The organism is Aurantiacibacter luteus, assembly GCF_001010945.1.
Taxonomy (GTDB): domain Bacteria; phylum Pseudomonadota; class Alphaproteobacteria; order Sphingomonadales; family Sphingomonadaceae; genus Alteraurantiacibacter; species Alteraurantiacibacter luteus.
In genome coordinates this window covers 122816-135800 of the sequence record NZ_LBHB01000004.1, presented here as the reverse complement: position 1 = coordinate 135800, position 12985 = coordinate 122816, and the positions used below count along the sequence as shown (strand labels likewise).

The window sequence follows — 12985 nt, the reverse complement described above, 5'->3', positions numbered from 1 at the left end:
AGGCGCCCTACCCCCGAGACGAGAGGACATTTTTCGCATGCTCGACCTGTTCGGCGACAACAAGGACCGCTTCACCCAGGACCCCATCACCGGCGCCCTGGTGCCCGTCGTGGTCGAATCGACCAGCCGCGGCGAGCGCAGCTTCGACATCTTCAGCCGCCTGCTGCGCGAACGCATTGTCTTCGTCACCGGTCAGGTGGAAGACAACATGGCGAGCCTGATCGTCGCCCAGTTGCTGTTCCTCGAGTCGGAGAACTCGAACGACATCTCCATGTACATCAATTCGCCCGGCGGCGTGGTGACGGCCGGCATGGCGATCCACGACACCATGCAGTACATCAAGCCCAAGGTGCGCACCGTGTGCGTGGGCCAGGCCGCCTCGATGGGCAGCTTCCTGCTGGCGGCCGGTGAGCCGGGCATGCGCGTGGCGCTCCCCAATGCCCGCATCATGGTGCACCAGCCCTCGGGCGGCGCGCGCGGCATGGCATCGGACATCGAGATCCAGGCCAAGGAAATCCTGCGCATCCGTGCGCGGATGAACGATCTCTACGTGCGCTACACCGGCCAGAGCCTGACCGATATCGAGAAGGCGATGGACCGCGATACCTTCCTCGAGGCCGAGGAAGCCAAGGCCTTCGGCATCGTCGATGCGGTCTTCGCGCACCGGCCGAAGGACGACGAGGCGGGCGACATCACCGGCACCGGCGGCGCGCCGACCAAGGACTCCGAATAATCCTGCCCGCGCGCCCCTGGCGCCACCCTCCACGCCGCCGAATGTAGCAATTTGGCAACCCTGCCTCTTCAGGCTGGCGCAAGGCGTGGATGTTAAGGATAGGATTGATTGATATTGTGGCCTCCCGCCCTAGAGTGGGAGGTCGAATCCGCCAAAACCGCACCCTTCGGTGCTGCGGGTTCACGGACGAAGGATTATGACCAAGTTGAGCGGATCGGACAGCAAGAGCACCCTCTACTGCAGTTTCTGCGGCAAGTCGCAGCACGAGGTGAGGAAGCTGATTGCCGGGCCGACGGTGTTCATCTGCGATGAATGCGTCGAGCTGTGCAACGACATCATCCGGGAAGAGGCCAAGAGCGGCCTCGCCGCGCGCAAGGACGGCGGCATTCCTACCCCGCAGGACATCTGCGCCACGCTGAACGACTACGTGATCGGGCAGGACCGCGCCAAGCGCGTGCTCTCGGTTGCGGTGCACAACCACTACAAGCGCCTCGCCCACGCAGGGAAAGGCAACGATGTGGAGCTGGCGAAGTCCAACATCCTGCTCGTCGGCCCGACCGGCAGCGGCAAGACGCTGCTGGCGCAGACGCTGGCGCGCACCTTCGACGTGCCCTTCACCATGGCCGACGCCACCACGCTGACCGAGGCCGGCTACGTGGGCGAGGACGTGGAAAACATCATCCTGAAGCTGCTCCAGGCGAGCGACTACAACGTCGAGAAGGCGCAGCAGGGCATCGTCTACATCGACGAGATCGACAAGATCACGCGCAAGGCGGAAAACCCCTCGATCACCCGCGACGTCAGCGGTGAGGGCGTGCAGCAGGCGCTGCTCAAGCTGATGGAAGGCACCACCGCCTCCGTCCCGCCGCAGGGTGGGCGCAAGCATCCGCAGCAGGAATTCCTGCAGGTCGACACCACGAACATCCTGTTCATCGTCGGCGGCGCTTTCGCGGGCCTCGAAAAGATCATCGGCGACCGCCTGCAGAAGCGCTCGATCGGCTTCGGCGCCAACGTCGATGAACCGAGCAAGGCGCGCATCGGCCAGATGCTGGAGAAGTGCGAGCCGGAAGACCTGCTCAAGTTCGGCCTGATTCCCGAATTCGTCGGCCGCCTGCCGGTGATCGCCACCCTGCACGACCTCGACGAGGCGGCGCTGGTGACGATCCTGAAGGAGCCGAAGAACGCGCTGGTCAAGCAGTACGCCAAGCTGTTCGAGCTGGAAGACGTGGACCTGACCTTCACCGACGACGCGCTGACCGCGATCGCCAAGAAGGCCATCAAGCGGAAGACCGGCGCGCGCGGCCTGCGCTCGATCGTCGAGCACATCCTGCTCGACACCATGTTCGACCTGCCGAGCATGGAAGGCGTGAGCGAGGTCGTGGTCGACGGCGACGTGGTCGAGGGCCGAAAGGAACCCGTGCGCGTCGTCTCCAACGACGACGAGAAGGCCAAGAAGGACGAGGCGGCCTAAGGTCGCTCCCGCGGCCCCGCGTCAGTTCGGCGTGGGGCGCGGCGGGGCCGGGGGTGCGGGCGGTGCCGCAGGCGGCGCGATAATGTCGCGCAAGGCCCGGCACCGGTCACTGGTATCCAGCGCATTGCCGGCGACCAGGCAGCCATCGCCGCGTGCCTCCGCCCGCATCTGCTCGCCCAGGCTTTCGGTCTGCGATGGAGCCTGCAGCGGATCTTGCGGGTTTGCGACGTCGCCGGTTGCAACGCATGCGCCAAGTAACGTCAGGCTGCCGGCCGCGGCGAGAATGAAACGCGCTGGTCTCATCGAGAATGTCCCCCCTGTGAATATCTGACGACCATCCTGCGCGGCGTCAGCTTTGCGGTCGATGAACGCTTTCGAGACAGTCCTCGCCGACGCATTCCTCGCGGCTGGTCTCCACCTGGATCGTGACGTGGCCGATGGCGTGGTGGTGCTCCAGCTCGCCGGTCGCTTCACGCAGGAAGGCATCGCCCGGATGGCCGCCGGGCATCACGAGGTGGGCGGTAAGTGCGGTCTCGGTGGTCGACATGGGCCAGATGTGCAAGTCGTGCACCGCGGCCACGCCCGGCAGGCCGGCGAGGAAGCCGCGCACCCCCGCCTCGTCCACGCTGTCGGGCACGGCGAGCAGGCTCATCTTCACGCTGTCCTTGAGGAGGCCCCAGGTGCCCCAGGCAATCACTGTCACGATGACGAGGCTGACGACGGGGTCGATCAGCGGCTCGTCCGTCAGCAGGATGAATATGCCCGCAATCACGACCCCAACGCTCACCAGCGCGTCGGCCGCCATGTGCAGGAAGGCGCCGCGCACGTTGAGATCGCTCTTGCGCCCGCGCATGAACATGAGCGCCGTGGCGGTATTGATGAGGATGCCGATGCCCGCCACCCAGATCATCGTCGTGCCCTCTGGCTCCACCGGATAGATCAGGCGGCGCACGGTCTCGATCAGGATCGCGCCGATGGCCACCAGCAGCAGAACGGCATTGGCGAAGGCGGCGAGGATGGTGGAGCTCTTGAGGCCGTAGGTGAAGCGTGCCGACGGCGGCTTCTTCGCCGCCACGCTCGCCCCCCAGGCGATCAGCAAGCCCAGCACGTCCGACAGGTTGTGCCCCGCATCGGCTACCAGCGCCATCGAGCCCGAAAGGAAGCCGAAGGTCGCCTCCACCAGCACGAACGCAGTGTTGAGCACCACGCCCACGGCAAAGGCCCGGCCGAAGTCCTTGGGCGCATGGGCATGGCCATGGCCGCCATGGCCGCCATGGCTGCCGCCGTGATGCCCGTGCCCGTGTCCGCCGTGTGCGTGAGAATGTCCCAAATCCGCCCCTGTTTCCTCGCCTGCGTCAGCCGACGGCATAGCCTCTGGCTGACAGATGCCAAGGAAAAACCTTGCGCATCAATGCGTTATGAAATATCATTAGTGTGATAGTATAACATTCTAGGGGAATGCCAAGAGGCTGATCGAGAGGGGTAATTTCCTCAATCGTACACGCACTCGTCCAGTCCGTCGCGGCGGACCTGGCCGATGCGGCGCTCGATGGTGTTGCCGTAGCGGCGGGTGAAGCCGCCCGGATTGACCGCCTCGCGCGTCTTCGGGCTGGGGAGGACGGCGGCGATGCGGCTCGCCTCGTCCTGCGTCAGGCGCGCGGCGGAGTGGCCGAAGTAGCGCTGCGACCCGGCCTCCACGCCGTATGTGCCGAGGCCCGTCTCGGCAACGTTGAGATAGACCTCCATGATCCGCCGCTTGTCCCACAGGTTTTCGATCAGGAAGGTGAAATAGGCCTCCAGCCCTTTGCGGAACCAACCGCCGCCCTGCCACAGAAACACGTTCTTGGCGGTCTGCTGGCTGATGGTCGAGGCCCCGCGTTGCCGCTCGCCCGAGGCACGTTCCTCCAGCGCCTGCTCGATCGCCTTGCGGTCGAAGCCGTCATGACTGCAGAACTTGCCGTCCTCCGCTGCGATGACAGCGCTCACCATGTTACGGTCGATGCTTGAGAGCGGCTCCCAGTCGCGCGTCACGCTGCGCTCGTCCATCAGCATGGTGGCGGTCCAGGTGACCGGGACGAAGCGCAAGAGCAGTGTCAGCGCCACGCTGAACACGACGAAGACGACCACGAACTTTGCGAGGAACCTGAGGATGCGGAGCGCCATGGGCGCTGCCCTACCGCCGCCGCCGCGCAAACGAAAGGGGCCGGACGTTTCCGCCCGACCCCTCATGCTGTTGCTAATGTCTAGTGCCTCACATCGCGGGCAGCAATCGCTCCGTCGCGATTCGCTGCATCGCCTTTTGCAGTTTCTCGAAGGCCCGCACCTCGATCTGGCGGATGCGTTCGCGGCTGACATCGTAGACCTGCGAAAGCTCTTCCAGCGTCTGCGGGTTTTCCGTCAGGCGGCGCTCGGTGAGGATATGCTTCTCGCGGTCGTTCAGCGCATCCATCGCCTCGATCAGCATCTCGCGGCGCACCGTGGCTTCCTCGGCATCGGCCACCGTCTCGTCCTGCAGCGGGCGGTCGTCCTGCAACCAGTCCTGCCACTCGCCGCTGCCTTCCTCGCCGTTGCGCATCGAGACGTTGAGCGAGCCGTCGCCGCCCATCATCATCCGGCGGTTCATGTTGATCACTTCCTGCTCGGGCACGCCGAGATCGGTCGCGATCTTTGTCACGTCGTCGGGATGGAGGTCCGAATCCTCGTAGGCCTCAAGCTGCTTCTTCATCCGGCGAAGGTTGAAGAACAGCTTCTTCTGCGCCGCGGTGGTGCCCATCTTCACGAGGCTCCACGAGCGCAGGATGAATTCCTGGATGCTCGCCTTGATCCACCACATGGCATAGGTCGCCAGGCGGAAGCCGCGGTCCGCCTCGAACTTCTTGACGCCCTGCATCAGGCCCACGTTGCCCTCGGAAATGAGGTCGCTGACAGGCAGGCCGTAGCCGCGATAACCCATGGCGATCTTGGCCACGAGCCGCAGGTGGCTCTGCACCAGCTGCGCCGCGGCGTCGGGATCCTCGTGCTCCTCGTACCGCTTGGCGAGCATGTATTCCTGCTCGGCGGTAAGGACGGGGAATTTCTTGATCTCAGCCAGATAGCGGTTGAGGCTCTGCTCTCCGCTGAGCGCTGGCACGCTCTTTCGTGTATTACTCACAGTGGTCCCAAACCTTTCTCGTCGTCGACCGCTGCTGTCGGGCCCCTGCTGGGCACCCGGCCGTTGCGGCCACTTTTGCATGTGCATAACCCTCATACACGATGCGCGTGCGATATAGGGTGCAATTCATCGATTTGAATGACCCAGTTCGTCGATTAGTTCCGCCATATCGGAGGGCATTTCGCTGGAAAACGACAGGGCGTGCCCCGTCACCGGATGAACGAACCCGAGCACCGCCGCGTGGAGTGCCTGGCGGCGGAAATCGAGTCGCTTCATGAGCGGTTTCAGCGCGGATGGGGAACGTCCATAGACAGGGTCTCCCAATAGCGGATGACCGATTGATGCAAGGTGAACCCGCACCTGGTGGGTCCGCCCGGTTTCCAGCCGGCATTCGACCAGTGCGGCATGGTCGAGCGGCTTCAGCACCTTGTAATGGGTGACTGCCCGTTTGCCGCGCGAGGAATCCTTGGGCAGCACCGCCATTTTCTTGCGGTCGGCGTCGGAACGGCCCAGTCGCGCATCAACGGTGCCGGCCCCCAGGCTCGGCAGGCCGGCGGTAACGGCGAGATAGGCGCGCTCCAGCGAATGGTCGGCGAACTGGCGCGCCAGTCCCTCGTGCGCGGCGTCGCTCTTGGCGACCACCAGCAGGCCCGAGGTATCCTTGTCGATCCGGTGGACGATGCCCGGCCGCGCCACGCCGCCGATACCGCTCAGCGAGCCGCCGCAGTGGTGCAGCAGCGCGTTCACCAGCGTGCCGTCGGGATTGCCCGCCGCCGGATGCACGACCATGCCCGCGGGCTTGTCGACCACGATCAGATGCTCGTCCTCGAACACCACGACGACCGGGATGTCCTGTGGATAGGCCTGTGGATCGGCTGGGAGCGGAATGTGGACGGCGAACGTCTCGCCGCCTGATAGCTTTGACGAAGGGCTGGTGGCGACTTGCCCGTCCACCTCGACCTGCCCCTCGCCAATCAGCGCCTTTACCCTCTCGCGCGAAAGCCCGGTCGCCTCGGCCAGCACCTTGTCGAGCCGGCCCTCGCTCGCAAGCTTTCCTGTGCGGGTTTCGCGTGTCGCCATGCTAGAGCTCATGCGTCATGCCTATCGAAGTCTCAAGCGCGTTGCTCGAGCAGCTCGCTGCTGAAGCCGCCGCGCACCATCCGCTCGAATGCTGCGGCATCCTGACCGGCTCTGCCGAGCGGATCGAGGCGATAATCCCCGCCGCCAACGTCCACCCCGCGCCCGCCACTCGGTTCGAGATCGACCCGCAGGCGCTGATTGACGCGCACCGGGCCGCGCGCGCGGGCGGCCCTCAGGTACTCGGCTATTTCCACTCCCACCCGCATGGCCCCGCCAGGCCCTCCGCCACGGATCAGGCCATGGCGGCCGGCGACGGGGCGATCTGGGCGGTCATTGCGCCCGGTGCGACGACTTGGTGGCGCGATGCGCCCGGCGGCTTCGAGCCGCTTTCCCTCGCCATGCCAACCCGCTAGGAGGCGCGCCATGAACTCCTCCATCGATCTTGCCGCCCTTCTCTGCTCGCGCCTGTGCCACGACATGCTGAGCCCCGTGGGCGCGCTCAACAACGGGCTGGAGCTGCTCGCCGACGAGCGCGATCCGGAGATGCGCCAGCGCTGCCTCGACCTGCTCGAACAGAGCGCGCGCACCTCGGCCAGCAAGCTCAAGTTCTTCCGCCTCGCCTATGGTGCCGCCGGCGGCTTCGGCGAAATGGTCCCGGCCGAGGAGCCGCGCGAGGTGCTGCAATCGCTCACCGCCAACGACGAGCGGGTGACGCTCGAATGGGCCGTGGGCGAGCAGAGCCTGGTCAAGCCTGCGGTCAAGGTGCTGCTCAACCTCGCCTCGATCGGCCTCGACGCGCTGGTGCGCGGCGGCACGCTGGCGGTGGGCGCGGAGCGCAGCGGCGGCACGACCGAGATCGCCATCCGCGCCGCCGGTCCGCGCATCGCGTTCGACGCCAAGGTGGGCGAGGCGCTGGCGGGCGAGCTCGACCCGGCCGAGCTTTCCGGCAAGACCGCGCCCGCGCACATGATCCGCGAGCTAGCCACCAGCCTCGGCGGCGGGGTGCAGTTTGCGCAGAGCGAGGGGGCGCTGGTGTTGGGCGCGGTGCTGCCCGACCCCGACGGCATGATCGGCTGACCTCGATGGACGAGCTCGTCCACCGCGAGGAACTCTCGCCCAATTTCGACGAGCGCGCCCTGCCCGTGACGATGGTCGTGCTGCACTACACCGAGATGCAGCCGGTCGAGACCGCCATCGCCCGGATGTGCGATCCCGAAGCCAAGGTCAGCGCGCATTACTGCATCTCCGAGGCCGGCGAGGTCGTGCGGCTGGTGCCCGAGGACAAGCGCGCTTGGCACGCCGGTCTCTCCTACTGGCGCGGCCACCGGGACGTGAATTCCGCCTCTATCGGCATCGAGCTCGACCACCCCGGTCACGCCAACGGTTATCGCGCCTTTTCCGACGCGCAGTTCGAGGCGCTTGTGCCGCTGCTCGCGCGGATCGTGAAGCGGCACGACATCCCGCGCGCGAACGTCGTAGGTCACTCCGACGTGGCGCCTGCGCGCAAGATCGATCCGGGCGAGATGTTCCCGTGGGACCGCCTCGCCGAGTACAAGCTCTGCCTGCCCCGGCCGGAGAAGCTCGAGCGTGGCGATCCCTTCGACAACGACGCCAGCTTCTATCTCGCGCTGGAGCGATTCGGCTACGACATCACCGACGGGCACAAGGCCGTCGAGGCCTTCCAGCGGCGCTGGCGGCCGGAGCGGATCGACGGCGAGATCGACGGCGAGATTCGCGCCATCCTGTTCCAGCTGCTGCTCGACCGCGACCGGGGCGCGCACCGCTAGGCGGATCGTCGAATAGCGCTTGCGAAGCCTCGTCGTTGCCAGCATTCCCGCGGCACACCGTTTCGGGGGAAACCACACATGATCCGCACTCGCCTCGCCCTTGCCGCCAGCACGCTGGCGCTCGCCTTCAGCACTGCAGCGCCCGCCGCCGCCGAAGAGGGCTTCTACCAATATCCCGAGGCGCACGACGACGTCTTCGTCTTCGCCAGCGAGGGCGACCTGTGGCGCGCCCCGCGCACCGGCGGCAGCGCCATCCGCCTGACCAACCACGAGGAGGTGGAGGCCGATCCGCAGATCTCCCCCGACGGGCGCTGGCTGGCCTTTACCGCCTCCTACGACAGCCCCGCCGACGTCTACGTCATGCCGCTGGCGGGCGGCGCGCCGCGGCGGCTGACCTTCCTCGGCGGTTCGGTCCGCACGGTGGGCTGGACGCCCGACGGACAAGTGATCTTCGCCGCGATGGGCGAACAGGGCGGGCAGACCTCCACGCTCTATACCGTCGCGCCCGAAGGCGGCGAGCCAGTCGCCATCCCGCTGTGGCGCGCCAACGATGCCACCTTCGGCGCGGATGGGCGCACGCTCTTCTTCAGCCGCCGCGGCCTCTACGATTCCTCGCGCGACAATGCCGTGCTCTACCGCGGCGGTTCGATGGGCGAACTGTGGCGCTGGACCATGGACTCCAATGCCGAGGCGACCCGGTTGCTGCCCGACTTCGGCGCGCAGATCCGCTTCCCGATGGCGTCGGGCGGGCGCGTCTATTTCGTCTCCGACAAGAGCGGCGGCGATGCCGTGTGGTCGGTGGCGGAGGATGGCAGCGACGCGCGCCAGCACTCGGCCGCACTGCCCTTCCCCGTGCTCCAGGCGAGCATGGACGGGGGCGAGGTGTTCCTGCAGAACGGCGCGGACATCCAGGTCTATTCGCTGGCCGCGAACACAATGCGCCCGCTCGCGCTCGATATCGTCACCGACCGCGAACAGACCCGCAATCGCACCATCGCCAACCCGCTCTCGCTCGTCACCTCGGCGCGGTTGTCGCCCTCGGGCGAGCGCGTGGCGGTGACGGCACGCGGCCGCGCGGCGCTCGGCGCCACGGGCAGCCGTCGGCGGGTTGAGCTGGCGATCCCGCTGGAGGCCCGCGCCCGCGAAACGGTGGAGAGCCCGGACGGCGAACGCATCTTCATGATCCTCGACCAGGGCGACCGCGGCGACATCTACGCCATGGCCGCCGACGGGTCGGGTGCGCCGGTGCCGGTGACGCGCGGTTATGATGCCTACATCCTGTCTTTCGCCGCCTCTCCCGACGGGCGCACACTGGTGGTGTGGGACAAGCAGGCGCGGCTCCAGCGCGTGGATGTCGCCACCGGGCGCGTGACCTTGCTCGCGGCAAACGACACCGGCGACTACGCGCCTTTCCGCGACATCGCCTTTTCGCCCGACGGCACGCACATCGCCTATGCCGAGAACACGATGGGCCTGGGCGGCGCGATCGCCAACGTTTGGGTGCAGAGCCTTGCCACCGGCGCGCGGGTGCAGGGGACCTCGGGCCGCTACAATTCCTATGCACCGGCCTTCGCCCACGACGGGGCCTGGCTCTATTTCATCTCCGACCGCAACTTCGCGCCCAGCCCCGGCCATCCGTGGAACGAGCGCAGCATGGGCGTGGATTTCCCCGACCGCGGGCAGGTCTATGCCCTGCAACTCGACCCCGCGGCCGAATTCCGCTTCACCGAGGAGAACGAGCTGACCGCCTCGGACGACGCGGAGGAGGAGCCCGCGGCATCGGGCAGCGAGGAGAGCGAGGACGAGAGCGATGGCGACGAGGCCGAAACCTCGCCCGCGAACATCGTCCTCTCCGGCCTCGCCGACCGTCTCTACCAGCTCCCCGTCGAGGCCGGGGTCGGCCAGTTCCTGCGCGCCAGCGAAGGGTTCCTCTACACCATGCGCGGCGACGATCTCGTCTCGATCAAGATCGACACGCTTGATGCAAAGGAGGAGGTCTTCGTCGCCGATGCGAGCGGGTTCGACCTTTCTGCCGACGGGGAGACCGCGCTCGTCGTGACCGGTTCGCCCGATGCGCCGGTCTATGCCCTGGTCCCCGCCGCCGCCAAGATGCCCGACGATCCCGCTCCGAACCGCGTGCGGCTGGGCGACTGGCGGCTCACCATCGACCCGGTCGCCGAATGGCACCAGATGTTCGTCGACGCCTGGCGTCTGCACCGCGACTTCGCCTACGACCCCGCCATGCGCGGGGTGGACTGGCGCGGCGTGCGCACCTCGCTCGAGCCGCTGGTCGACCGCATCGGCCACCGGGCGGAACTCAACACGATCCTCGGGCAGATGGCCTCGCAGCTGGGCATCCTGCACAGCCAGGTGCGGCCCGGCGACCTGCCGGGCGACAGCGAGAATCCGGAGATGGCCTATCTCGGTGCGGACCTGTCGCCGGCGCAGGGCGGCCTCAGGATCGATCGCATCTACCGCGCCGAGGCCGACCTCGTCTCCCGCCGCCCGCCGCTGCGGCGGCCCGGCGTGGACGTGCGCGAAGGCGACGTGATCCGCCGGGTGGACGGGCGCGCGGTCGCTTCGATGGCCGATCTCGGCATGGCGCTGGCCAGCAAGGCCGGGCAGCAGGTGCGGCTCGACCTCGTGCGTGGCGGAGGCAATGTCAGCGCCATCGTCGAGCCGATGGGCCGACAGGGCCTGCGCGCTGCACAGTACTTCGATTTCGTGGAGGGCCGCCGCGCCGCCACGGCGCAGCTTTCGGGCGGCGACGTGGGCTACCTGCACCTGCAGGCGATGGGGCCGGACGACATCGCCAGCTTCGCGCGCGACTATTTCGCCCAGCTCGACCGCCCCGGCCTCATCATCGACGTGCGCGGCAACAACGGCGGCAGCATCGACTCCATCCTCATATCGCAGCTGCTGCGCCAACCGTGGGCCTTCTGGGCCTCTCCCGACGGTACGGGCCGGGTGACGACGAACATGCAGGACGCCTACCGCGGCCATATCGCCGTGCTTATCGACGAAGGCACCTACTCCGACGGCGAGACCTTTGCCGCCGGCATCAAGTCGCTCGGCATCGGCCCGCTGGTGGGCCAGCGCACGGCAGGGGCAGGTATCTGGCTGGGCGACGCCAATCGCCTGACCGACAACGGCGCGGTGCGCATCGCCGAGTTCGCGCAGTATTCGCTCGACGGCAGCTGGATCATCGAGGGGCTGGGCGTCGCGCCGGACTATCCTGTCGAGAACCTGCCGCGTGCGCGGTTCGAGGGCGAAGACGCGCAGCTCGCCGCCGCCGTCGCCCTGCTCGAACGGCAGATTGCCGCCGAGCCGGTGCCGGTTCTGCGCCCGCGCCCGCTCTCGCCGCTCGGCACGCCGGCGAGCGACGTGCGGCGGCTGGACGACTGAGGCGGCGGAGCCTAGGGAAGCTCGTGCCGGGGAGCCGGGCAGCCGCGTCCGTCCGCAAGGATGGCCGAGGAAAGTCCGGGCTCCACGAAACATGGGTGGCGGGTAACGCCCGCCCGGGGAAGCCTTCGGGCCGAACCCGAGGGAAAGTGCCACAGAGAGCAAACCGCCGATGGCCCGCTTGCGGGCACAGGCAAGGGTGAAAGGGTGCGGCAAGGGCGCACCGGGGTTCCGGCAACGGCGCCCGCACGGCAAACCCCACCCGGAGCAAGACCGCATAGGGGTCTCGCGCCTTTCGGGGCAACGGCGTTTCGCCGCGAGAGACCCGGGTTGGTCGCTGGAGCGGCGGGAGCGATCCCCCGCGTAAGATGAATGGCTGCCCCCGCGGCGCTGATAGGTTCTATATCGGTCGCGGGACAGAACCCGGCTTACAGGCTCCCCGGCACTCCATCCGCGCCTCAGGCGGGAAGCGCGGAATTCTCCACGGCGAACACGCCCTTCTTGCCCTCGACAACGCTGATAAGGCGCCGCTCCGCGCCCTCCAGCACCAGCGCCGTCAGCCGCCCGCTGGCATAGGCGCCGGTGTCGATGCCGATGCGGTTCGACGTGGCCTCCACGCCCTCGGTAATGGTATGGCCGTGCACCACCATGCCTTCGTGCGCGCCCGCGTGGCTGAGGAAGGGCTCGCGGATCCAGCGCAGCGTGCGGGTCTTCTGCTCGTCCAGCGGCACGCCCGGCTCGATCCCGGCATGGACGAAAACGTAGTCGCCAATCCGTACCATGTCCTCGAAACCCTCGATGAAACGCCGGTCCTTGGCAGGAACGTGCTCGGCCAGCAGGGCCCGCACCTCCTCGATGCTGGCCTTGGTAAATGCCTTGCGATCCACGCCGTAGCTCAGCAGCGTCTCGCGCCCGCCATGACGCAGGAAATGCTTGAGGACATCGGTGTCCTCGAAGCTCTTGAGCATCATTTCCTCGTGGTTGCCGGCCAGCACGCGCACGGGACGCCGCTTGCCCCACTTGCGCGCCAGCCACAGCACGCCCGCGCTGTCGGGGCCGCGGTCGACGAGATCGCCGAGCAGGATGACGGTGGAGGTCACGCCCTCACCCGCCTCGGCGAAATCGTGCTCGATGGCGTCGATCATCGCCGAGAAGAGGTCGCTGCGCCCGTGGATGTCGCCCACGGCATAGACTCGCTCGCCATCGGGCACGCGCGGCCCCCTGGATCGAGCGGGGGCCTTGCCGGGGGCCAGTCTGGAGCGGAGGAATTCGAACATGGTCGGTTGTCTTTGCGGGCGGTCACATAATGGCTCGGCGCTGCGGTGCAACAGAGGTGCGCCACCGGCCTGAGCGGGATGCCC

The 12985-nt window shown here is 67.4% G+C and carries 12 protein-coding genes and 1 other RNA gene; 7 read left to right on the top strand and 6 right to left on the bottom strand.

What is annotated here, in order from left to right:
• Positions 1 to 37: 37 nt before the first annotated feature.
• Together AAW00_RS13410 and clpX are read left to right on the top strand one after the other, a co-directional pair.
• Entirely contained in the window at positions 38 to 733 is a 696-nt protein-coding gene (locus AAW00_RS13410) for an ATP-dependent Clp protease proteolytic subunit (protein WP_047004941.1), read from the top strand.
• A gap of 196 nt (positions 734 to 929) precedes the next feature.
• Complete coding sequence (gene clpX, locus AAW00_RS13405; RefSeq protein ID WP_047004940.1) at positions 930 to 2204, top strand: ATP-dependent Clp protease ATP-binding subunit ClpX; 1275 nt, start codon at positions 930 to 932, stop codon at positions 2202 to 2204.
• Between the two features lie 21 nt (positions 2205 to 2225).
• Here clpX and AAW00_RS15085 read toward each other — a convergent pair whose 3' ends face one another.
• The 5 genes from AAW00_RS15085 to AAW00_RS13385 all read right to left on the bottom strand — a co-directional run bounded on the left by AAW00_RS15085 (position 2226) and on the right by AAW00_RS13385 (position 6435).
• Positions 2226 to 2507, bottom strand: a complete 282-nt coding sequence (locus AAW00_RS15085; protein WP_156170082.1) for a hypothetical protein — start codon at positions 2505 to 2507, stop codon at positions 2226 to 2228.
• 46 nt (positions 2508 to 2553) lie between these two features.
• Positions 2554 to 3534 carry a cation diffusion facilitator family transporter gene (locus AAW00_RS13400; RefSeq protein ID WP_241461747.1) on the bottom strand — a complete coding sequence of 327 codons (981 nt, stop codon included), beginning with the start codon at positions 3532 to 3534 and terminating at the stop codon, positions 2554 to 2556.
• A gap of 161 nt (positions 3535 to 3695) precedes the next feature.
• Entirely contained in the window at positions 3696 to 4367 is a 672-nt protein-coding gene (gene mtgA / locus AAW00_RS13395; protein WP_047004938.1) for a monofunctional biosynthetic peptidoglycan transglycosylase, read from the bottom strand.
• Positions 4368 to 4455: 88 nt separating this feature from the next.
• Positions 4456 to 5355 (bottom strand): RNA polymerase sigma factor RpoH, encoded by a 900-nt coding sequence (gene rpoH, locus AAW00_RS13390; RefSeq protein WP_082125092.1) that lies wholly within the window; start codon positions 5353 to 5355, stop codon positions 4456 to 4458.
• A gap of 126 nt (positions 5356 to 5481) precedes the next feature.
• On the bottom strand, positions 5482 to 6435 hold the full coding sequence (locus AAW00_RS13385; RefSeq protein ID WP_047004937.1) for an RluA family pseudouridine synthase: 954 nt from the start codon (positions 6433 to 6435) through the stop codon (positions 5482 to 5484).
• 17 nt (positions 6436 to 6452) lie between these two features.
• Between AAW00_RS13385 and AAW00_RS13380 the strand changes: the two genes are divergently transcribed.
• The 5 genes from AAW00_RS13380 to rnpB all read left to right on the top strand — a co-directional run bounded on the left by AAW00_RS13380 (position 6453) and on the right by rnpB (position 12071).
• Positions 6453 to 6848 carry a M67 family metallopeptidase gene (locus AAW00_RS13380; RefSeq protein WP_047004936.1) on the top strand — a complete coding sequence of 132 codons (396 nt, stop codon included), beginning with the start codon at positions 6453 to 6455 and terminating at the stop codon, positions 6846 to 6848.
• Between the two features lie 10 nt (positions 6849 to 6858).
• Complete coding sequence (locus tag AAW00_RS13375) at positions 6859 to 7512, top strand: histidine phosphotransferase family protein (RefSeq protein WP_047004935.1); 654 nt, start codon at positions 6859 to 6861, stop codon at positions 7510 to 7512.
• Positions 7513 to 7517: 5 nt separating this feature from the next.
• Positions 7518 to 8222, top strand: coding sequence for an N-acetylmuramoyl-L-alanine amidase (locus AAW00_RS13370; RefSeq protein WP_047004934.1), 705 nt, complete (start codon positions 7518 to 7520; stop codon positions 8220 to 8222).
• 78 nt (positions 8223 to 8300) lie between these two features.
• The gene (locus AAW00_RS13365) at positions 8301 to 11627 is read left to right on the top strand and encodes a S41 family peptidase (protein WP_047004933.1); all 3327 of its coding nucleotides are present in this window, start codon (positions 8301 to 8303) and stop codon (positions 11625 to 11627) included.
• 26 nt (positions 11628 to 11653) lie between these two features.
• An RNA gene (gene rnpB, locus AAW00_RS14400) (RNase P RNA component class A) lies at positions 11654 to 12071 on the top strand.
• An 11-nt stretch (positions 12072 to 12082) separates the two neighbouring features.
• Here rnpB and AAW00_RS13360 read toward each other — a convergent pair.
• On the bottom strand, positions 12083 to 12901 hold the full coding sequence (locus AAW00_RS13360; RefSeq protein WP_047004932.1) for a metallophosphoesterase family protein: 819 nt from the start codon (positions 12899 to 12901) through the stop codon (positions 12083 to 12085).
• Between the last annotated feature and the right edge of the window lie 84 nt (positions 12902 to 12985).

Bases quoted from the DNA above. Each gene is read 5' to 3' on its own strand.
- AAW00_RS13410 (WP_047004941.1), top strand. From the start codon at position 38: ATGCTCGACCTGTTCGGCGACAACAAGGACCGCTTCACCCAGGACCCC.
- clpX (WP_047004940.1), top strand. From the start codon at position 930: ATGACCAAGTTGAGCGGATCGGACAGCAAGAGCACCCTCTACTGCAGT.
- AAW00_RS15085 (WP_156170082.1), bottom strand. From the start codon at position 2,507: ATGAGACCAGCGCGTTTCATTCTCGCCGCGGCCGGCAGCCTGACGTTA.
- mtgA (WP_047004938.1), bottom strand. From the start codon at position 4,367: ATGGCGCTCCGCATCCTCAGGTTCCTCGCAAAGTTCGTGGTCGTCTTC.
- AAW00_RS13385 (WP_047004937.1), bottom strand. From the start codon at position 6,435: ATGGCGACACGCGAAACCCGCACAGGAAAGCTTGCGAGCGAGGGCCGG.
- AAW00_RS13380 (WP_047004936.1), top strand. From the start codon at position 6,453: ATGCCTATCGAAGTCTCAAGCGCGTTGCTCGAGCAGCTCGCTGCTGAA.
- AAW00_RS13375 (WP_047004935.1), top strand. From the start codon at position 6,859: ATGAACTCCTCCATCGATCTTGCCGCCCTTCTCTGCTCGCGCCTGTGC.
- AAW00_RS13370 (WP_047004934.1), top strand. From the start codon at position 7,518: ATGGACGAGCTCGTCCACCGCGAGGAACTCTCGCCCAATTTCGACGAG.
- AAW00_RS13365 (WP_047004933.1), top strand. From the start codon at position 8,301: ATGATCCGCACTCGCCTCGCCCTTGCCGCCAGCACGCTGGCGCTCGCC.
- AAW00_RS13360 (WP_047004932.1), bottom strand. From the start codon at position 12,901: ATGTTCGAATTCCTCCGCTCCAGACTGGCCCCCGGCAAGGCCCCCGCT.